Origin of the sequence: Nocardioides sp. NPDC092400, assembly GCF_040684155.1 — a bacterium.
Classification (GTDB): domain Bacteria; phylum Actinomycetota; class Actinomycetes; order Propionibacteriales; family Nocardioidaceae; genus Nocardioides.
Map to the genome: position 1 here is coordinate 90,733 of NZ_JBFBFJ010000004.1, position 19,933 is coordinate 110,665.

General features: G+C 74.8%; 19 protein-coding genes. 10 read left to right on the forward strand and 9 right to left on the reverse strand.

Annotation, left to right across the window (positions count from 1 at the left end; genetic code table 11):
• Positions 1-62: 62 nt before the first annotated feature.
• Positions 63-740 carry a TetR/AcrR family transcriptional regulator gene (locus tag AB0N29_RS14190; RefSeq protein ID WP_302268645.1) on the forward strand — a complete coding sequence of 226 codons (678 nt, stop codon included), beginning with the start codon at positions 63-65 and terminating at the stop codon, positions 738-740.
• Positions 741-913: 173 nt separating this feature from the next.
• On the opposite strand, the gene AB0N29_RS14195 is transcribed toward AB0N29_RS14190, so the two are convergent.
• Positions 914-1,933, reverse strand: a complete 1,020-nt coding sequence (locus AB0N29_RS14195; RefSeq protein ID WP_302268644.1) for an LLM class flavin-dependent oxidoreductase — start codon at positions 1,931-1,933, stop codon at positions 914-916.
• A 14-nt stretch (positions 1,934-1,947) separates the two neighbouring features.
• Complete coding sequence (locus AB0N29_RS14200) at positions 1,948-2,265, reverse strand: hypothetical protein (RefSeq protein ID WP_364867632.1); 318 nt, start codon at positions 2,263-2,265, stop codon at positions 1,948-1,950.
• A 316-nt stretch (positions 2,266-2,581) separates the two neighbouring features.
• Here AB0N29_RS14200 and AB0N29_RS14205 point away from each other — a divergent pair, with 316 nt between their 5' ends.
• The 4 genes from AB0N29_RS14205 (at position 2,582) to AB0N29_RS14220 (ending at position 5,535) form a co-directional block, all read left to right on the forward strand.
• Positions 2,582-3,751 (forward strand): SGNH/GDSL hydrolase family protein, encoded by a 1,170-nt coding sequence (locus tag AB0N29_RS14205; protein ID WP_364867634.1) that lies wholly within the window; start codon positions 2,582-2,584, stop codon positions 3,749-3,751.
• A gap of 88 nt (positions 3,752-3,839) precedes the next feature.
• Positions 3,840-4,100 carry a hypothetical protein gene (locus tag AB0N29_RS14210; protein WP_364867636.1) on the forward strand — a complete coding sequence of 87 codons (261 nt, stop codon included), beginning with the start codon at positions 3,840-3,842 and terminating at the stop codon, positions 4,098-4,100.
• Entirely contained in the window at positions 4,090-4,887 is a 798-nt protein-coding gene (locus AB0N29_RS14215) for an inositol monophosphatase (RefSeq protein ID WP_364867638.1), read from the forward strand. Before AB0N29_RS14210 ends, AB0N29_RS14215 begins: the two co-directional genes overlap by 11 nt.
• Before the next feature lie 84 nt (positions 4,888-4,971).
• Positions 4,972-5,535 carry a hypothetical protein gene (locus AB0N29_RS14220; RefSeq protein ID WP_302268638.1) on the forward strand — a complete coding sequence of 188 codons (564 nt, stop codon included), beginning with the start codon at positions 4,972-4,974 and terminating at the stop codon, positions 5,533-5,535.
• Between the two features lie 10 nt (positions 5,536-5,545).
• Here AB0N29_RS14220 and AB0N29_RS14225 read toward each other — a convergent pair whose 3' ends face one another.
• Positions 5,546-7,045, reverse strand: a complete 1,500-nt coding sequence (locus AB0N29_RS14225) for an MDR family MFS transporter (protein ID WP_364867641.1) — start codon at positions 7,043-7,045, stop codon at positions 5,546-5,548.
• Positions 7,046-7,152: 107 nt separating this feature from the next.
• Between AB0N29_RS14225 and AB0N29_RS14230 the strand changes: the two genes are divergently transcribed.
• Positions 7,153-7,749: a helix-turn-helix domain-containing protein gene (locus AB0N29_RS14230; protein WP_364867643.1), complete on the forward strand. Its 597-nt coding sequence runs from the start codon at positions 7,153-7,155 to the stop codon at positions 7,747-7,749.
• Between the two features lie 10 nt (positions 7,750-7,759).
• On the opposite strand, the gene AB0N29_RS14235 is transcribed toward AB0N29_RS14230, so the two are convergent.
• Genes AB0N29_RS14235 through AB0N29_RS14255 form a run of 5 tightly spaced genes read right to left on the reverse strand, consistent with a single transcriptional unit; the run spans position 7,760 to position 11,248 of the window.
• Positions 7,760-8,539 carry a tyrosine-protein phosphatase gene (locus AB0N29_RS14235; RefSeq protein WP_302268634.1) on the reverse strand — a complete coding sequence of 260 codons (780 nt, stop codon included), beginning with the start codon at positions 8,537-8,539 and terminating at the stop codon, positions 7,760-7,762.
• A 51-nt stretch (positions 8,540-8,590) separates the two neighbouring features.
• Entirely contained in the window at positions 8,591-9,163 is a 573-nt protein-coding gene (locus tag AB0N29_RS14240) for a protein-L-isoaspartate O-methyltransferase (protein ID WP_364867646.1), read from the reverse strand.
• 17 nt (positions 9,164-9,180) lie between these two features.
• Positions 9,181-9,939, reverse strand: coding sequence for an anti-sigma factor (locus AB0N29_RS14245; protein ID WP_302268632.1), 759 nt, complete (start codon positions 9,937-9,939; stop codon positions 9,181-9,183).
• A gap of 1 nt (position 9,940) precedes the next feature.
• Entirely contained in the window at positions 9,941-10,543 is a 603-nt protein-coding gene (gene sigK, locus AB0N29_RS14250) for an ECF RNA polymerase sigma factor SigK (RefSeq protein WP_302268631.1), read from the reverse strand.
• A 36-nt stretch (positions 10,544-10,579) separates the two neighbouring features.
• A complete protein-coding gene (locus AB0N29_RS14255; RefSeq protein ID WP_302268630.1) occupies positions 10,580-11,248 on the reverse strand; it encodes a fasciclin domain-containing protein in 669 nt (222 codons plus the stop codon).
• 169 nt (positions 11,249-11,417) lie between these two features.
• Here AB0N29_RS14255 and AB0N29_RS14260 point away from each other — a divergent pair, with 169 nt between their 5' ends.
• Complete coding sequence (locus tag AB0N29_RS14260) at positions 11,418-12,986, forward strand: molybdopterin-dependent oxidoreductase (RefSeq protein WP_364867650.1); 1,569 nt, start codon at positions 11,418-11,420, stop codon at positions 12,984-12,986.
• Between the two features lie 97 nt (positions 12,987-13,083).
• Positions 13,084-13,857 (forward strand): enoyl-CoA hydratase family protein, encoded by a 774-nt coding sequence (locus tag AB0N29_RS14265; protein WP_364867652.1) that lies wholly within the window; start codon positions 13,084-13,086, stop codon positions 13,855-13,857.
• A 225-nt stretch (positions 13,858-14,082) separates the two neighbouring features.
• On the opposite strand, the gene AB0N29_RS14270 is transcribed toward AB0N29_RS14265, so the two are convergent.
• On the reverse strand, positions 14,083-15,414 hold the full coding sequence (locus AB0N29_RS14270) for a hypothetical protein (RefSeq protein ID WP_364867654.1): 1,332 nt from the start codon (positions 15,412-15,414) through the stop codon (positions 14,083-14,085).
• A 170-nt stretch (positions 15,415-15,584) separates the two neighbouring features.
• Here AB0N29_RS14270 and AB0N29_RS14275 point away from each other — a divergent pair, with 170 nt between their 5' ends.
• Positions 15,585-17,813, forward strand: coding sequence for a UvrD-helicase domain-containing protein (locus tag AB0N29_RS14275; protein ID WP_302268624.1), 2,229 nt, complete (start codon positions 15,585-15,587; stop codon positions 17,811-17,813).
• Between the two features lie 180 nt (positions 17,814-17,993).
• Positions 17,994-19,931 carry an anthranilate synthase family protein gene (locus AB0N29_RS14280; protein WP_364867658.1) on the forward strand — a complete coding sequence of 646 codons (1,938 nt, stop codon included), beginning with the start codon at positions 17,994-17,996 and terminating at the stop codon, positions 19,929-19,931.
• The last annotated feature ends 2 nt before the right edge of the window (positions 19,932-19,933 follow it).

Consider the following 19,933-nt stretch of genomic DNA (forward strand, 5'->3'; position numbering starts at 1 on the left):
GTCTAGGCTGCGGCCGGCAGGTGCCGGTGCGGGTCGCCCGGTCCGGGAGAGGGAGGTGGCGCATGACGGAGCCGAGTGCGCGCGAGCGCATCGTCGACGCGGCGTTCGACCTCTTCGCCGAGCGCGGGTACGACGCGACGACCGTGGAGGACATCGCCGCGCGGGCGGGGGTCGGGCGGACGACGTTCTTCCGGCAGTTCCGCTCCAAGGAGCACGTGGTCTTCCCCGACCACGAGCAGCTGCTGACCGCGATCGAGGCGCGGCTGTCCACGGCGACGCCGCGCACGGCGGTCGTCGGCGTCTCCGAGGGGGCCGGGCTGGTGCTCCAGCACTATCTCGACGAGGGCGAGCGCGCCCGGCGGCGCTACCGGCTCACCCGGAGCGTGCCGGCGCTGCAGGAGCGGGAGCGGTCGGGCATCCGCCAGTACGAGCGGATCTTCACCCGCCACATCCACGCCTGGCTCGGCGGCTCGCCCACGAGCCTGCTGCGGGCCGAGCTGATCGCGAACGCGGTCGTCACCGCGCACAACCACGTGCTGCGCGCCTGGCTGCGCGAGCAGCTGTCCTCCACCAGCGAGGCGCGCCGGGCGTTCCGGGCCGCGATGGCCGAGGTCGAGTCGCACGTCGACCTCCCCGGCCGGGAGGGCGCCCCCGCCGAGGGCCGGCCCGCGGTGCTCGTGCTCCGCGACGCCGCCGAGCTCGACCGCCTGCTCCCGCAGATCCGCGACCTGCTCGGCTGAGGAGGCCGGGAAGCGTCAGGAAAGGCCGAGAACCTTCAACATCCCAAGTGAACCTGGGATGTTGAAGGTTCTCTGCCGTTGCAACAGCCGTGGAGCGTCGACATCCCAAGTGAACCTGGGATGTCGCACCGCCCGGGCCCCCGAAATTCGGCGGAGGAGGACGGGACTCGGGGTCAGCGCCAGCCGAGGGCGGGCGCGACGTGGGTGAGCAGCGCCTCGAGGACGTGGGCGTTGTAGTCCACGCCGAGCTGGTTGGGGACGGTCAGCAGGAGGGTGTCGGCGGCGGCGACGGCCTCGTCCTCGGCGAGCTCGCGGACGAGCTGGTCGGGCTCGGCGGCGTACGTCTTGCCGAACCGGGCGCGGATGCCCTCGAGCACGCCGACCTGGTCCTGGCTGCCGGACTCGCGGCCGAAGTAGGCGCGGTCGGTGTCGTCGACCAGCGGGAAGATGCTGCGGCTGACCGAGACGCGCGGCTCGCGCGGGTGCCCGGCGGCGGCCCAGGCGGCGCGGAAGCGCTCGATCTGCTCGGCCTGGAGCCGGTGGAACGGCACGCCGGTGTCCTCGGAGAGGAGCGTGGAGCTCATCAGGTTCATCCCCTGCTGGGCGGTCCACTCCGCGGTGGCACGGGTGCCGGCACCCCACCAGATGCGGTCGCGCAGGCCGGGGGAGTGCGGCTCGATGCGGAGCAGCCCCGGCGGGTTGGGGAACATCGGGCGCGGGCTCGGCTCGGCGAAGCCCTCGCCGTCGAGCACCTGCAGCAGCACCTCGGTGTGCCGGCGGGCCATGTCGCCGTGGTCCATGCCCTCGGGCGGCTCGTAGCCGAAGTAGCGGAACCCGTCGACGACCTGCTCCGGTGAACCGCGGCTGACGCCGAGCTGGAGCCTGCCGCCGGAGATCAGGTCCGCGGCGCCGGCGTCCTCGGCCATGTAGAGCGGGTTCTCGTAGCGCATGTCGATCACGCCGGTGCCGATCTCGATCCGGCTGGTGCGCGCGCCGACCGCGGCCAGCAGCGGGAACGGCGAGGCGAGCTGGCGGGCGAAGTGGTGCACCCGGAAGTACGCCCCGTCGACGCCGAGCTCCTCGGCGGCGACCGCGAGGTCGATCGACTGCAGCAGCGCGTCCGAGGCCGACCGCGTCTGTGACTGCGGCGACGGCGTCCAGTGGCCGAACGACAGGAACCCGATGTTCTTCATGACTGGTTGAACATTCACGAGTCCTCGGGTGTTCCGCCCTCGCGTCGCTCGTGCAGCCGCTGCTGCGCCGCGGGGAGGAACTCCAGGCAGGGCGCGTCCGACCCCGGGTGCTTCTCGCTGAGGTGGAACGTCCACCGGTCCATCGCGGCCATGAAGCCGTTGTCCGCCCCGGGCCGGTACGCCGACCACGCGCGTCCGTCGCGCACCGTGCACTCGGTGCACGCGATCTTGTAGACCAGCTGGTCGGCGGCGTCGACGTCGACGGTCACCTTCGCGAGCGGGCCGGCCTGGGCCGCCGCACGTCTGCCTCGAGCGGCTCGGCTCGCCGTCATGTCCTGCCCCTGCCTCGTGCGCCTGCGTCGGTCGCGACGAGGGTACGCCGGGCGCCGGTGGGCTGGGCCCGTGGAGGCGGGCGGGGCGTCCCCGGCTGGGGGGAAGTCGGAGACGCCCCGTTCGCGTCACCACCCGCCGGCCGCTGCTCCGGCGTTGGTGGACGGGACCAACGTAGGACGCCGGGGGGCCCCGACACGCCAGGACGGCTGGTACTAGGACCAAAGGACACCCCAGGGCCGCACCACCCGGACCCGCGGGCGGGGCCGCGCGCGTACCGTGACGCCAGCCACACCGGACCGCACGCTCGGAGAGACCATGCCCCGCACGCCCGCCACCACCGCCGCCACGTCGATCGCAGCCCTGGGCTCGCTGCTCGGCTCGCTGCTCGGCGCCTCGCTCGTCACGGCCGGCGGCGCGCAGGCCGCCAGGGCCGCGCTGGAGTACGTCGCGCTCGGCGACTCCTACAGCTCGGCGGCCGGGGTCCAGCCGGTCGACCCGACGGCGCCGGTGGCGTGCCAGCGCTCGACCCGCAACTACCCCCACGTGATCGCGCGGCGGACCGGTGCACAGCTCACCGACGTGACCTGCGGCGGCGCGGACACCACCGACTACCGCGAGGCGCAGCACCCCGGGGTGGCGCCGCAGCTCGACGCGCTCTCCGCCGGCACCGACCTGGTGACGATGACCATCGGCGGCAACGACAGCGGGGTCTTCGGCACGGCGATCGCGCAGTGCAGCCTCGCCGGCTTCCGCAGCGGCGGCGTCGGCAGCCCGTGCCGCGACGAGCACGGGTCGACCTACGAGGACACGGTCCGCACCTCGACGTACCCGGCCCTGGTCCGGGCGCTCACCGACGTCCGCGAGCGCGCGCCCCGGGCGCGGGTCGCCGCGCTGGGCTACCCCTGGATCCTCCCGGCCACCGGCGGCTGCTTCGCCAGCATGCCGGTCGCCGAGGGCGACGTGGCGTACCTCCGCAGCCTGCAGCACACCCTCAACGACGCCGTCCGGCGCGCGGCCGAGGCGACGGGCGCGACGTACGTCGACATGGAGCAGGTCTCCGAGGGCCACGACGCCTGCCAGCCGGCCGGCACCCGCTGGATCGAGCCGGTCTTCGGCGGCACCAACCCCGTCGTGGTGCACCCCAACGCCTACGGCGAGGCACGGATGGCGGCCCGGACGATCGACGTGCTCGGCCTGGCGACGGTCCCCGACCAGCCGGCGGGCCGCGGCGCGAAGGTGCTCAAGCGCTACGACGCCCTCGCCGCCCACCAGCACCTGCGGGCGGGCGTCGACCACCGGCTCCGCACGCGGGTCCGGGCCATCGTGCGGTACGCCGGCCTCGGGCTCGACTCCGACGCCCGCACCCGACTCGGGACCTTCCGCGACCAGGTGACCCGGGAGCGCCGGGCGGACCGGCTGACCCGGCCGCAGGCCGAGGCGCTCAAGCGCTTCAGCCGTAGGGCGGCGGAGCTGCTCGACCTCTGACCCCCGGCCGACCCCGGTCCTCCCGCGAGCGGAGCCGTCCGCGCCGGCGGCTACGGTGAGGGCGACGACCCGGGCGACGGAGGTGGGCATGGGGACGGACGCGGAGGACGCGGGTGCGGCCCTGCGGTTGTGCGGCGTGGTCGGCGCCCTCCTGACCGTCTTCGCGGTGCTGGGCGTCTACCTCACGGCGCCGGAGGAGGGCGGCGGCGCGGTGGCGTGGCTGGTCTCGCTGGCCGCCTTCGCGGTCGGCGCCCTGCTGCTCTTCGTCGCCGCGACCGGCTGGGCGGTCAGCCTGGGCGTGCGGGCGTCGCGTGAGCCCGTCCGGGACGGAGCGGTCCGTGCCGACTGAGCTGGGCACCGACGAGGTGCTGGCCATGCTGCAGGAGGTCGCCGCGCAGGTGATCACCCCGCGGTTCCAGCGCCTCTCCGAGGACGACATCAGCTCCAAGTCGCACCCCGGCGACCTGGTGACCGTGGCCGACCGCGAGGCGGAGGTGCTCATCACCGAGCGGCTGCTCGCGGCGTACCCGCGGGCGCTGGTGCTGGGCGAGGAGGCCGCCTCCGCGGACCCCGGCGTGCTGGACCGGTTCCGCGACGCCGACCACGCCTTCACCGTCGACCCGGTCGACGGCACCCGCAACTTCGTGAAGGGCTCGCCCGACCACGCCGTGATGGCCGCCGAGCTGCGCGGTGGTGAGGTCGTGCGCAGCTGGATCTGGCAGCCCCAGCACCGGGCGGCGTACGTCGCCGAGCGCGGCGCCGGCGCCTGGCGCAACGACGTGCGGGTGCACCGTCCGCCGGTCGGCGACGGACTGCTCGGCATCACCTCCCGGCGCGGCTGGATCGGTCGCGCGCTGGGCACGCTGCGAACCCTGGAGCTCTCGTGGCGCTGCTGCGGGGTGGACTACCCGGCGATCGTCGACGGCCGGGCCGACTACGCGCTCTACAAGAAGACCAAGCCGTGGGACCACGCGCCGGGCTCCCTGCTCGTGGCCGAGGCCGGCGGGCACGTCGGCACGTTCCGCGGGGAGCCGTACCGCCCGCAGGGGCCCGCCCCCTCGGGGCTGGTGGTCGCCGCCGACCGCGCGACGTACGACGTGGTGCGCGGCCTGGTGCCGACCCTTCCCGGGAGGTAGGTGCCGGGCGCACCCTGGAGGCAACCCGGGGGACCGATCCTGCGTCCTCCTGGTGACCAGCCCCCCGCCTGGAAGGAACCTCCCGTGCTCACCAAGCCCACCGCTGCGGTCGTGCCCACCGCGCTCGCCGCCCTCCTCCTCGCCACCGCCGGCCCGGCCGCCGCGGCGACCAGCACCTTCACCGACAAGGCCGACGACATCGGTCCCGGGGTCGACCTCCGCTCGGTGAAGGTCGTCAACGGCGAGCAGAACCTCCGGATCACCACCACCCACCGCGACCTGCGCCGCAGCCCGGCCACGGCGGCAGGTGGCACGGTGTTCATCGACACCGACCCCGACGACAAGGGCCCGGAGTACGCCCTCATCGGCGGCTACTTCGACGGCACCGACTACACGCTGCTCGAGGTCGAGGGGTGGCGCACCTCCTCCGACGACGTGGAGCGGGTGAGCTGCTCCTACCGCAGCCGGCTGGACTACCGCGCGGACACGGTGCGCTCGCGGTTCGCCCAGGACTGCTTCGACGACGACGGCGACACCGGCCCGGTGCGGGTCGAGGTCCGGGTCAGCGGCGCGAAGAAGGGCGGCGGCACCGCCGTCGACTGGCTCGGCACGCCGCGGACCTTCAGCGCGGCGGTCCAGCAGGGCTGAGCGGCGCCGCTCAGGCGGCGGGGGTCCCCGCCGCCTGAGCCGTGTCCGCCGGCTCCACCGCGTCCGCCGGCCCGGCCGGCGCGGTGCCCTGGCGCACCAGCAGCGCGACCAGCACGGCCACCGCGGAGATCACCCCGCCGTAGAGGAGCGCCGCGTGCACCCCCGCGGCGGTGGCGTCGACGACGGACGCGCCGCCCTCGACCTCGCTCACCGAGCGGCGGGTCATCACGGTCACGAACAGCGCGGTGCCGGCGGCTCCCGCCACCTGCTGGAGCGTCGAGACGGTCGCGCTGCCGTGGGAGTACAGGTGCTGGGGCAGCGAGCCGAGCGCGGAGGTCAGCAGCGGGGTGAACATCAGCGCCAGGCCGATGCTCATCACGACGTGCACCACGATGACCGTGCCCGCGCCGGTGCCGGTGTCGAACATCGACATGCCCCAGAGGCCCACCGACGTGACGGTGGCGCCCGGAGCGACGAGGGGCCGCGGGCCCACCCGGTCGAACGCGCGGCCGACGAACGGCGCCAGCAGGCCCATCACGAGGCCGCCCGGCAGCAGCACGAGGCCCGTCTCGAGGGTGCTCAGGCCGAGCACCGACTGCAGGTAGATCGGGAGCAGGATCAGGCTGCCGAAGAGCGCCATCATGCTGACCGCCACCAGCAGCACGGCGATGGTGAAGGTGCGGCTGGCGAACGTGCGCAGGTCCAGCAGCGCTCCCTCGCGCAGGGAGAGCTGGCGCGCTACGAACACGGCGAGCGCGAGCCCGCCGACCACGAGCGGCGCCCAGACGGGCACGGCGGTCTCGCCGGTCGCGGACTCGCCGATGCTGCTGAGGCCGTAGATCAGGCCGCCGAAGGCGAGGGCCGAGAGGACCACGGACAGCACGTCAAGCGGGACGGCTAGGGGCTCGGTGACGTTGCGGACCCACGCCGCGCCCAGCGCGAGGGAGAGCACGGCGATCGGCTGGACCAGCCAGAACATCCAGCGCCAGTCGAGCTGGTCGAGCACGACGCCGGAGATGGTGGGGCCGATGGCCGGGGCGACCGAGATGACGATCGAGATCGTGCCCATCATCCGACCGCGGCGCTCGGCCGGGACGATCGTGAGGATGGTGGTGATCAGCAGCGGCATCATCAGCGCGGTGCCGACGGCCTGCACGACGCGGGCCGCGACGAGGACCTCGAACGTCGGTGCGAGCGCGGCCAGCAGCGTGCCGGCGCCGAAGGAGCCCATGGCGGCGATGAACACCCGGCGCAGCGGGAAGCGGACCAGCAGGAAGCCGGTCACCGGGATGACCACCGCCATCGTGAGCAGGAACGCGGTCGTGAGCCACTGCGCGGTCGTCGCCGGCACGTCGAACTCGCGCATGAGCTCGGGCAGCGCCACGCTCATGATCGTCTCGTTGAGGATCACCACGAAGGCCGAGCCGACGAGGAGGGCGATCAGCCGCCCGGCGCGGTCGACGGTGGGTGGCGGGGTCGTGCTCGGCGCGGGCGCCGCGGTGCTGGTCACGGGGAGTGCTCCTGGGTGGTGTCGGGGCCGCCGGGCCGGGACGTCGGTGTCGGTGGCAGTGACTGCCAACGCGGCGGGGACCGTCAGCATTCCCTATCCTGGGTCCTGTGACCACGCTTCAGGAGCGACGCCGCCGGACGACCGAGCGCGAGATCAGCGACGCCGCGCTCCGGCTGTTCGAGCAGCACGGCGTGGACGGCACCACCGTCGACGACATCGCCCGCGAGGCGGGGGTCTCGGCCCGCACGGTGTTCCGGTACGCCGCGACGAAGGAGCGCGCTGCCCTCGTCCCGCACCGCGACCTCGAGGACCGGGCGGAGGAGCGGCTGGACTCCCTGGACCCCGCCTGGCCCCTCCTGCCGCAGCTCGAGGCGATGTGGCGCGACCTGCTCGCGGCCTTCGATGACGGCCGCAGCGACGCCGGCGCGCAGGTGCTGCGGCTGCGCCGGCTGATGTGCGCCGAGCCGTCGCTCCAGCTCGCCGCGATCGGGCTGGACGAGGAGCGCGCGGCCGTGCTGGCCGACCGGCTGGCCGGCCTCCTCGACGGCGACGCGCTGACCGCCCGGGTGCTGGTGGAGACCGCCGCCGCGGTCCTGCGCACCGCGCTGGACCGGTGGGCCCAGGACCACGAGGCGGGGCGGCCCACCGACCTGGTCGCGACGTACGACGAGGCCTGCCGGCGGCTGCGCGCGGTCGTCGCCTGAGTCGCCGCCGTCAGCCGCGCAGGCGGGTGAGCAGCGCCTCGAGGTCGCCCGGCGCGACGCCCAGCCCGTCGAGCACGTAGCCGCGCAGGTCGCCGTACGACGCGGCGACGGCGTCCCACGCGGTCCGGAGGTAGGCCTCGTCGGCGACCATGACCGCCTCGTAGACCTCGACCTTCTCGGGACCGAGGTGCTCGGCGATGATCGCGAGGTACTTGTCCCGGGTGGCGGTCGAGAAGGTGTTGGTGAGCAGGTAGTCCTCGAGCACGACCTCCTCGGGCACGCCGAGCAGGCCGAGGACGACCGCGGCGGCCCAGCCGGTGCGGTCCTTCCCGGCAGTGCAGTGGAAGAGCTGGGCGCCGTCGGTCGTCGCCAGCCGGGTCAGCAGCTCGCCGAAGGACGCGCGGGCGTCGGGGTGCTCCACGAACGCGCGGTAGACCGCCAGCATCGCGGCGAGCGACTGCTCCCGCGTCGCCAGCGCGGCCACCTCGTCCATCGGGATCCCGCCCACGGCGAGGTGGTGCCAGGTCGCCCCCGGGACGGGCACGTCGGGGTGCGCCTCGACCTCGTGGGCGGCCCGGAGGTCGTAGACCGCGGTGATGCCGAGGCCGCGCATGGAGTCGGCGTCGGCGTCGGTCAGCTGCAGCTCGTTGGAGCGGAACAGCACGCCGCGGCGCACCCGCCCACCGTCGGAGGTCGGGTGGCCGGGACCGGCGACGTCGCGGAAGTTGTCCGCCGACGCGAGCCGGACCAGCTCCTCGCCGACCTGGGGCTCGCTGGGGAGTTCGCTCACCCGCGCAGGATAGGGGCGGTCGGCGAACGGCGGACGGACAGCGCGCGACGCTCAGACGAGCGGCACGAACCGGTAGCGGCCGTGGCGCTCGACCCCCGGCTCCCGGTCGGGCCGGCGCTCCACCAGCAGCATCTCGCCCGCGACGGGCGCCACCATCCGGCCACCGGGGACGAGCTGGTCGACCAGCGCCTGGGGCAGGTGCCGGGCCTCGGCGGAGACCAGGACCCGGTCGTACGGCGCGCGCCCCGGGTCGCCGAGCACCTCGGGGTCGGCCGGGGAGATCGAGGCCCAGGGACGCCGCGTCCGCGCCAGGTTCGCCGAGCCGAAGGCGACCAGGTCGGGCACCACCTCGCGGCCGACGACGCTGCCGCCCGGCCCCGTGAGGTGCGCGAGCAGCGCGGTGGTCCACCCCGATCCGGTGCCGACGTCGAGGACGTGGTGGCCGGGGTGGACGTCGAGGAGCCGGAGCATCGCCTCGACGGTGCGGGGCTGGGAGCAGGTCTGCCCGTGACCGAGCGGCAGCGGCCCGTCGTACGACGCCCGCTCGCGCACGGCCTGCGGCAGGAAGTCCGACCGGGGCGTCGTGGCGAACGCCTCGGCCACCGGGTCGGGTGTGGGTGGCACACCCGCCCGGTGACCCGTCAGGCGCTGCCGAAGTCCACGAGGAGCACCGGCTGCTTGGACGGGACGACCGACCCGCCGGCCGGCTCCACGGTGATCCCGAAGCCGTTGGCGGTGGCCGGGTCGCCCTCGAGCGGCACGGTGTTGTCGGGGCCCTCGGGCATCAGCCCGGCCGAGACCATGACGTCGTCGTGCTGCAGCCAGGCCTGGTAGACCTTGCCGTCCGGGGCCGGCCCCATGTCGTGGGTGACGATGACCGCCTCGTTGAGCGAGGCCGACCGGTAGAGCACCGCCTCGGCGCCGTCGGGGAACTCGTGCTCGAAGGTCTGCACGTCGGGCGCGGCCTTGATCCGGTCGACGGCCGACGGCAGCGGGGCCTGGCTGGTGTCGTCCTCCCACGGCTGCTCGACGAGCACGCCGGTGCCGGCGCCGATCGCGACGACCGCGGCAGCAGCGGCCACCAGGCCGGTGAGGCGGCGGCGCCGGGGCCGGGCCGGGTCGGCCGGGACCGAGCCCGTGCTGGGTGCGGGGGCATGGGCCGGCACCAGCGGGGGCAACGGTCGTACGGTGGAGACCTGGGCGAGCACGCGGGCCCGCAGGTCGGCGGACGGCTCGAGCATGGTGGTCTCGGCGAGCAGCGCGGAGGCCTCGCGGAGGCTGTCCACCTCCTCGCGGCAGGTGTCGCACCCGGCGAGGTGCCGCTCGAACTGGGCACGCTCGATGTCGTCCAGGGCGTCGACGGCGTAGGCGCCGGACAGAGCGTGGATGTCGTCGCTCATGTCAGCTCCCCACTCCCATCGTGTCTCGTAGTCTGATCAGGCCGTCCCGGATGCGGGTCTTGGCCGTGCCCACCGGCAGCTCGAGCATGCTGGCCACCTCGGTGTGGGTGTACCCCCCGAAGTACGCCAGCTCAAGTGCCTCGCGCTGGACCGGGGTGAGGCTGCCGAGCGCGGTGCGCACCCGACGGGCCTCGAGGGAGGCGTGTGCGGCCTCCGCGGTGGCGTCGTGCGCCACCGGCTGGTTCTGGTGGTGGTAGTTCTGGTCGCGCCGGGTGGCGGCCTCGGCCGAGCGGACCCGGTCGACCGCCTTGCGGTGGACGATCGTCAGCAGCCAGGCGAGCGGGCTGCCCCGGTCGGCGTCGAACCTGCTGGCCGTCCGCCAGATCTCGAGGAACGCCTCCTGGGCGACCTCCTCGGCCTGCGCCGGGTCCCGCACCACGCGGACGGCGAGGCCGACCACGCGGGAGGAGGTGGCGTCGTACAGCTGCGCGAAGGCGTGCTGGTCCCCGCGACCCGCCGCCCGCAGCAGGTCGGCGAGGTCGGGCGCAGCGGGCGCCCCCTCGGAGGAGGGGTCGCCCGCTGCCACGGGCCTCAGGTGTTCCACCCGTCGATCCTGTCAGTCGTCCTGAAGCCGGTCCGGTCAGGCCTTGGGCATGAGGACCTGGTCGATGACGTACACGGTCGCGTTGGCGGTCGGGATGTTGCCGCAGAGCACGTTCGCGCCCTCGACGGTCATGCCCGAGGTGTCGCCCTCGACGGTGACCATGTCCTTGTTCAGCGTCTCCTGCTTGCCGACCACGGCGTCGGGGTCGAGCTGACCGGCGACGACGTGGTGGGACAGGATCGCGCCGAGGGTCTTCTGGTCCTTGAGGACCGCCTGGAGCTTCTTCTCCGGGATCGCGCCGAAGGCGTCGTTGGTGGGCGCGAAGACGGTGAGCGCCTCGGCGGAGTTCAGCGTGTCGGCGAGGCCGTCGACCGCGCCGACGGCGGTGACGAGGGTCTCGAGGAGCGGGTTGTTCGACGCGGCGGTCGCGACCGGGTCCTGGACCATGCCGTCGAAGGAGCCGGGGCCGTCGGTCGGGACGGCGGAGCAGGCGTCACCGAAGGTCTGGGCGGCGGCGCCCTCGGCGGCCGCGGTGGTCTCCTCCTCGGCGGGGGCGCTGCTCTCGCTCTCGGTGCTGCTCGACGACGAGGTCGAGTCCGAGGCGCTGTCGCTGCTGTCGTCCTCGCTGCTGCATGCGGCCAGGCCGAGGGAGAGCGAGATCGCGGCGGCCGCGACACCGGTACGGCGCAGGGTCTGGAGCTTCATGGTGGAGCCTTCCTGGAGGGTGCTGGTCCGGAGTGGACTGTCGGGGGTTGTTCGGTCCGGTCGCCGGACCGGATTGGTCCTCGGTCGAAGTGATCGGCGGCACACGGCCCGCCGGGCGCCCTGCTCCACGGGTCCAGTCCGCGCGGCCGGTCCGCTCCGAACCAGTGCCGTGACCAGACCGCTCGCCGCCCTCAGATCCGCCTTCGTCCCCGCCCTGTCCGGTGTGCTCGCCACGCTCGCGGGCGTGGGGGCCGGCCACCTGGTGGCCGCCCTCCTGGACCCGGCGGACTCGCCGGTGCTGGCGGTCGGGTCGCAAGTCATCGACCTGACGCCCACCCCGGTCAAGGAGTGGGCGGTCGCGGAGTTCGGGACCGCCGACAAGCCGATCCTCATCGGCTCGGTCCTGGTCGGCGTAGTGTTCCTCGCCGCCGCCGCCGGGCTGCTGGCCCGGCGGCGGTTCGCGTACGGCGCGGCCGCGCTGGTCGTGCTGGTGGCCATCCCCGCCGTCGTCGCCGCGACCCGGCCGACGGCCGGGGCCGCCGCGGTCGTGCCGAGCCTGGTCGCCGGCCTCGTCGGCGTCGCCGCGCTGTGGTGGCTGGTGCGGACGGCCCGGCCGGCCGCCGCCGGCTCGGTGCCGGAGGGCGAGCACGCTCGGCGCACCGGCGACGCCGGGCACGGGCCGTCGCGCCGCGGGCTGCTGGTCGCGGTGGGCGTGGTCGCCGGCGCCGCGGCCGTCATGGGCGGCGCGGGACGCTGGATCGCGTCGTACCGCTCCCGGGCCGTCGACATCGACCTCCCCGCCGCCGCGGACCCGCTGCGGGCGCTGCCGAAGGGGCTCGAGACGCGCTTCGACGGCATCACGCCGCTGCAGGTGCCGAACGCGGACTTCTACCGCGTGGACACCCGACTCGACGTGCCGATCGTCGACGTCGACGACTGGACGCTCACCATCGACGGCGACGTCGACCAGGAGGTCACCTTCACCTTCGACGACCTGCTCGCGATGGACCTGGTCGAGCGTGACATCACCCTGACCTGCGTCTCGACGAGCGTCGGCGGCAAGTTCGTCGGCGGCGCCCGCTGGCTCGGCGTGCCGCTCACCGACCTGCTCGACCGGGCCGGCGTCGGGTCGAGGGCGGACCAGATCTTCTCCACCGACGTCGACGGGATGACCATCTCCACGCCGCTCGCCGTGGCGACCGACGGCCGCGACTCGATGCTGGCGATCGGGATGAACGGCGAGCCGCTGCCGCGCGAGCACGGCTTCCCCGCGCGGATGGTCGTGCCGGGCCTGTACGGCTTCATCAGCGCCACCAAGTGGGTCACCCGGATGACGCTCACGACGTACGACGACCAGCAGGCGTACTGGACCGAGCGGGACTGGGCGACCGACGCCCCGATCAAGCCCTCCAGCCGGATCGACACGCCCAAGGCGCTCGCCCAGCTCGACCCCGGTGAGAACGTCATCGGCGGCGTCGCGTGGGCGCAGTACGACGGCGGCGTCGGCACCGTGCAGGTGCGCGTCGACGGCGGCGCCTGGCAGGACGCCGAGCTGGGCCCCGACCTCGGCACCGACTACTGGCGCCAGTGGTTCCACCGCTGGGACGCCGAGCCCGGCCAGCACCGGATCGCGACCCGGGTCGTCGACGGGCGTGGCGAGCCGCAGACCGCGGTCCGCGCCGAGCCGTTCCCGGCCGGCTCCAGCGGCATCCAGGAGCTCATCGTCACCGTCGGCTGACCCCCGGCTGACCCAAGGCCGCCTCGTGATGCCCAGCGCGCGCCCGGGCGCGCGCCGGGCATCACGAGGCGGGTCACGGGTCGGGCAGGATGCGTCCATGCCCGACGCCCAGCAGCCAGCCCAGCCCGACGAGCTGGTCCACTACGCGGTCGCCGACCAGGTCGCGACCATCACCCTCGACTCCCCGCACAACCGCAACGCGCTGTCCGCGCGGCTGGTGGCCGAGCTCGGCGACCGCCTCGAGCGGGCCGAGGCCGACCCGGCCGCGAAGGTGGTGCTGCTGCGCGCGGAGGGCTCGGTGTTCTGCTCCGGCGCCGACCTCTCCGAGGCCTCGGCGGCCGGCTCCGAGGACGCCCCGCGCGGGATCGTCCGCCTGCAGCGGCTCGTCGTGGGCTCGACGAAGCCGGTGGTGCTGCGGCTGCAGGGCGCGGTGCGCGCCGGCGGGATCGGGCTGGTGGCCGCCGCCGACGTCGTCGTCGCCGTCGAGGACGCCACCTTCGCGCTCACCGAGGTCAAGCTCGGGCTGGCTCCCGCCGTCATCTCGCTCACGGTGCTGCCGCGGCTGACGTCGCGCGCCGCGGCGTACACCTTCCTGACGGGGGAGACCTTCACCGGCGCCGAGGCCGAGCGGATGGGCCTGGTGACCCGGGCGGTGCCGGCCGACGCCCTCGACGCGGAGGTGGAGCGGGTCTGCGCCTCGCTCGCGACCGGTGCGGTGCAGGGCCTGCGGGAGAGCAAGGCGCTGCTGGCCGAGGACCTGCTCGAGCGGATCGACCGGCTCGGCGACGACGTGGCGGCGCGGAGCGCGCGGCTCTTCGGGTCCGAGGAGGCCCGCGAGGCGATGACGGCGTTCCTGTCGCGCAAGAAGTAGCCGGGAGACGACGAAACCCGTCCGGCGGTCCCCCACAGGCGCCGGACGGGTCTCGACGGGCGAGGACGCTCGGCGCCCCCCGGCGCCGCACGCGAGCCATCCCCCCGGTGGCCCGTGTCGTTCCTCGCTGCCAGGCAGGTCGCCCTGCCGATGACCAGAACGCTACGGGCGGACGGTCAACACGACGTCCACGGCCGAGTCAGGGTTCGGTAACAGTTCGTGGCATCAGGAGCCGGCCGCCAGCGCGGTGAGCGCCGCCGCCAGCGCCGGTGAGACGCCGAGCCGGTCCGCGTCCACCGACACCGCGTCGCACGCGCCGCGGTCCAGGCCGATCTCGTACGTCGCGCCGTCGCGGCCCGCGACGACGACGGCGTGCGCCGGAGCCATCGGGTCGGGCGTGCAGGCCCCGGGCGTGGGGTCGAAGGCGCCGAGGGCGAGCACCCGGACGCGCTCGGCGTCCGTGGCGCGCAGCGCGGTGCTCCGCGGGGCGGCGCCGGGGCCGTCCGCGGGGTCGTAGGTGCACAGCACGGCCGCCGCGGCCGCCGTGGCCGTCAGCCCGGTGGCCGGCCCGTCGGTCACCGGTCCGGCCGCCTCCGGGGCCGCAGCCGGGCAGGACGGGGTCGCGGTCGACCCGCTGGCGCCGTCCGGCGACTCCTGGGCCGCCAGGGCCGTCATCAGCTCGCGGTAGACCTGGCCGCCGGGGACGACCCGGGCGGACGGGGCCGGCCGGGTGTACGCCGCACAGGCCGACGTCTCGCCGTACACCTCGGCCACGGTGCCGTCCTCGAAGCCGACCTGCACCGCCAGCTTCGTGGCCGACGGGGTCGGCCGGCAGGGCTCGTCGGACCCGGCCGCGCGCTGCCAGCCGCGGACGAGCGTCGCGGCGCCGTCGGTGAGCACGGCGTCCGGCACGAGCGCCGAGCCGATAGGTCGCGGGTAGGAGCCGCCCACGACGCAGAACCGCGCCCAGGCCGCCTCGCCGAGCAGGAAGTCGGGGTGGTCGAGCTCCCCGTCGGCGCGCGTGCGGCACCCGGTCGACACCTCGACCACCGACCCCGTGGGCGCCTCGCCCACGGCCGCGACCGGCCGGGAGCCCTCCACCCAGCGCGGGGCGAGCGGGACCGCCACCGCCACCGTCGCGGCCACCGCGATCGCGCCGACGACGCGGGCCCGCCGGCCGCGCCGGGCCCTCCGGGTGGCCTCGGCGAGCAGGCCGGCCAGGTCGGGGGTGCGGGGCACGTCGCGACGCGGGCGGGCGGCGAGCGCCCGGTCGACCGCGTCGGCGGGGTCGGCGGGGTCGCGTGCGCCGCGCGGGGCGGGCCGGTGGCGTGGGAGCGCCGCGACCAGCCCGTCGCGCACCAGGGGCGCTGCCGCGTCGGCCGAGCCGTCGGTGAGGTGGGCACGCCGCCCGGCCCGCCGCAGCGCGTCGGCCACCAGCCGCTCGGCGCGGCCCGGGTCGTCCGGCTCGCCCACCAGCAGCCACGCCGCCCGCCACAGCGCGCGGCCGCGCTGGTCGACGTACGCCGCCAGGGCGCCGCTCGGCGGGGGTGTCGGCATGGGCCGCAGGATCCCACAGCGGCCCGCCCGGCGCGGGCCCCGTGTGACGTTCTGGTGAACCCGTCGGCGACCGTCCGCGGCCCCGGTTACGCTTGTCCACTTGCCGCTCCGGGTGCGACGACCGGTGGCGGAGCCCGCGTGGACGTCGCCACGAGTGGAGATCGAAAGCGTTGTCCGAACAGCAGCAGTCCCAGTCCGACGACCGGTCGGCGGATCGGTCCGTCGAGGAGCGCGAGGTCGCGGCCGAGCAGGAGTTCGTCGACCGCGTCTACCGCCAGCTGGCCGACTCGGCCGCGGCGGCGCGCCAGCTCGCCCGGGAGGGCCACCAGCGCGGCCGGCTCGGGCACGAGGGCGGGCTCGTCGAGCGCGACGCGATGGTCTTCCAGGCCGCGAAGCGGATCGCCCAGCTCGACGCCGCCCACGAGGGACTCGTCTTCGGCCGCCTCGACCTGACGCCCGAGCTCGACGCGGCACCGCGGTACGTCGGCCGCATCGGCCTGCGCGACGCCGACCGGGACTCCCTGCTCATCGACTGGCGCGCCCCGGCCGCCGCGGTGTTCTACCAGGCGACCGCGGCCGAGCCGCACCACGTGATCCGTCGCCGGGTGCTGCGCTGCGTCGGCCCCGAGGTCGTCGGCGTCGAGGACGAGCTGCTGGACGCCGAGGCGCTCGAGGAGTCCGGCCTGGACCTGCCGATCGTCGGCGAGGGCGCGCTGATGGCGCAGCTCTCCCGGGCCCGCGACCGGTCGATGCACTCGATCGTCGCGACCATCCAGGCCGAGCAGGACAAGGCGATCCGCGCGCCGGGCAAGGGCGTGGTCACCATCTCCGGCGGTCCCGGCACGGGCAAGACGGTCGTCGCGCTGCACCGCGCGGCGTACCTGCTCTACACCGACCGCCGCCGCTACGAGACCGGCGGCGTGCTGGTCGTCGGCCCCAGCGGGGTGTTCATGCGCTACATCGAGCGGGTGCTGCCGAGCCTCGGTGAGACCGCGGTGGCGCTGCGCTCCCTGGGCGAGGTCGTCGACGGGGTGCGGGCGACCCGGCACGACGAGCCGGCGGTCGCCGACGTCAAGGGCACCGAGCGGATGGCCGAGCTGCTGCGGCGCACGGCGCGGCAGCAGGCGCCGGGCAGCCCGACCCAGTTCCGGATCTTCTGGCGCGACGACACGATCGTGCTCGACCGCGGCCTGCTCGGCCGGCTGCGCCGCCAGCTCATGTCGCAGGGCCGCCGCAACAAGCAGCTGCCCCGGGTCGCCCCGACGCTCCTGGACGCGATGTGGCGGCAGGTGCGCGGCGAGCGCGGGCGCGACCGCGGCCGCGAGGCCTTCGACGAGGAGATGCTGTCCGACCAGCGGTTCGTGGACTTCGCGGTCGCCTGGTGGCCGCCGCTCGACGCCCGGACCGTCCTGGGCTGGCTGCGCGACCCCGAGCTCCTCGCCCGGGTCGGCGAGGGCGTCGTCACGGCCGAGGAGCAGCGGCTGCTGCTGAAGTCCTGGGCCGGGGCCACCGACCTCTCGGTCGCCGACGTCGCGCTGCTCGACGAGCTGCGCTACGCCCTGGGCGACGTGCCGGCCAAGCCCGAGGACGAGCGCGACGACCCGCTCGCGGTCATCGAGGGCGCGGTCGACCTGCAGGAGCTGACGACCGCCTCGGACCGGGAGTACGCCCCCTCCGGCCGGGCCTGGGCACCGCCCCAGCACCGGATCGAGGACGACGGCTTCGCCCACGTGCTCGTCGACGAGGCGCAGGACCTCACGCCGATGCAGTGGCGGATGGTCGGCCGGCGCGGCCGCACGGCGTCCTGGACCATCGTCGGCGACCCGGCCCAGTCCTCCTGGCCGGTCCGCGAGGAGGCCGAGGCGGCCCGCGCCGCGGCGCTCGAGGGCAAGCAGGTCCACGCCTTCCACCTCTCGACCAACTACCGGAACTCCTCGGAGATCTACGCCTACGCCGAGGCCTACGCCCGGCGCGTCGGGCTCGACGCCGACCTCCCGACCGCGGTGCGCTCGACCGGAGTGGAGCCGGTCGAGGTGACCGGCGTGACCGACCTCGAGGCCGCGACCCGCGCGGCGGTGGTCGACCTCGCCGGCCGGGTCGGCGGCACCGTCGGCATCGTGGTGCCGGTGGCGCGGCGCTCGGAGGTCAACTCCTGGCTCGCCTCGTGGTCGGAGCTGGCCGCGGACGCCCCGAGCGCCCGGGCGGCCGTCGACTCCTCGGTCACGCCCTCGGGCGAGGACCGCGTCGTCGTGCTGACCGGCCTGGACACCAAGGGACTGGAGTTCGACGGCATCGTCGTGGTCCGCCCCCAGGAGATCGAGGACGAGTCGCTGACCGGCCGGGCGACGCTGTACGTCGTGCTCACCCGCGCCACCCAGCTGCTGACCACCATCAGCTGACGTCCCTGCTGGTCGAGCAGACGAGCGCCGGCGGGCCGTGTCGACATCCGGTGACCATGGCTGAGTCCATGCGCCCCTCACCGGGTCTCGACACGCTCAGGCCGTCAGCCGGCCTTCGCTGCTCGACCAGCGGGTGGCGCGGCTTCGCCGCCCGGCCGGCGCGCTCACTAGAGTTCGCCCATGACCTCCACGCCGAACGCCCGGGACGCCATCGCCGCGCTCCAGGGGCACGAGGCGTGGGCGATCATCCGGCGCTCCACCCGGGCCGGTGACCGCGACAGCGTCGGGCTCGTCGGCGGCCGGCGCTCCGTGGTCGAGTCCCTGCTCGACGTACCGCTCGAGGAGGGCCCGCCGGCCGAGGGTCACATCGCCGACCGGCTGCTCGCGGTGCCGTTCCGCCAGGTCGCCGAGCGCGGCTTCGAGGCCCACGACGACGGGACGCCGCTGGTCGTGGTCGACGTCGAGACCGAGCTGGAGTTCTCCGTCGCCGAGGTGGTCGAGGCGATCGACGAGGCCGAGGTGGCCTTCGCCGACCGCGGCGGGTTCGAGACCGACGACGAGGAGTACGGGAAGCTCGTCGAGTCGATCATCCGCGACGAGATCGGCCAGGGCGAGGGCGCGAACCTGGTGATCGGCCGGCACTACCGCGCGAAGGTCGCCGACTGGGGCGCCGCCAAGGCGCTCGCGGTGTTCCGCCGGCTGCTCGAGCGCGAGCGCGGCGCCTACTGGACCTACGTCTTCTTCACCGGCGACCGCTACCTCATCGGCGCCAGCCCCGAGCGGCACGTCTCCATCCACGGCGGCGACGTCCGGATGAACCCGATCAGCGGCACCTTCCGCATCCCCCGCGAGCCCGACGCGGACGTCCGCGGTCGGCTCCTGGAGTTCCTGCGCGACGAGAAGGAGATCTACGAGCTCTTCATGGTCGTCGACGAGGAGCTGAAGATGATGTGCGACATCTGCAACCAGGGCGGCCAGGTGCTCGGGCCGTTCCTCAAGCCGATGAGCCGCCTCGTCCACACCGAGTACCTACTCGCCGGCCGCACCGACCGGGACCCGCGCGAGGTGCTGCGCGACACGATGTACGCCGCCACCGTCACCGGCAGCCCGGTGGAGAACGCCTGCCGGCTGATCAAGGCCTACGAGACCGAGGGGCGCGGCTACTACGGCGCCGCCCTCGCCGTGCTCGGCCGCGACGCGACCGGGGGACCGGTCGTGGACAGCCCAATCGTGATCCGCACCGCCGACGTCGACCTCGAGGGCAACCTCAAGGTGACGGCCGGCGCGACGCTCGTGCGCGACTCCGACGCGGCGTACGAGGTCGCCGAGACCCACGCCAAGGCCGGCGGCATCCTCAGCGCCTTCGGCCTGGTGGCGCCGGCGCCGACCCCCGACGTCAACGTCGCCGAGCTGGTCAACGACGAGGACGTGCTGCTCGCGCTCAACGCCCGCAACCGGCGGCTCTCGTCGTTCTGGCTGACCGACCAGGGCGGCTCGGCGCCGGACCCGCGGCTGGCCGGCCGCAGCGCGGTGATCCTCGACGGCGAGGACGACTTCGTGAACATGCTGCGCCACGTGCTCGGCGTGCTCGGCATGACCAGCGAGGTCGTGCGCCACGAGGAGTACGTCGCCGGGTGCCTCGACGGGTTCGACCTGGTGATCGTCGGGCCCGGCCCCGGCGACCCGCGCGACGACGACGACCCCAAGATGGCCAACCTGCGGGCCGCGGTCGCCGAGCTGCTCGAGGAGCGGCGCCCGTTCCTCGCGGTGTGCCTGGGCCACCAGGCGCTGTGCCACCAGCTCGGGATCCCGCTGGCCTACAAGGACATCGTCTTCCAGGGGACCCAGTCGCCGGTGCCGCTCGAGGGCCGGACCGAGCGGGTCGGGTTCTACAACACCTTCGTGGGGCGGGTCGGCGGGGACGACGCGCTCCCCGCGGGGGTCCGGGTCGACACCGACCCGGACTCGGGCGACGTGCACCACCTGGCCGGGCCGCACTACCGCGGCATCCAGTTCCACGCCGAGTCGATCCTGACCGAGCACGGCTACGACCTGCTGCACGACTACGTCGTGTCGCTGCTGCTGGATGAGCCGGGGAACCCCGCCGCCACGCGGTAGTC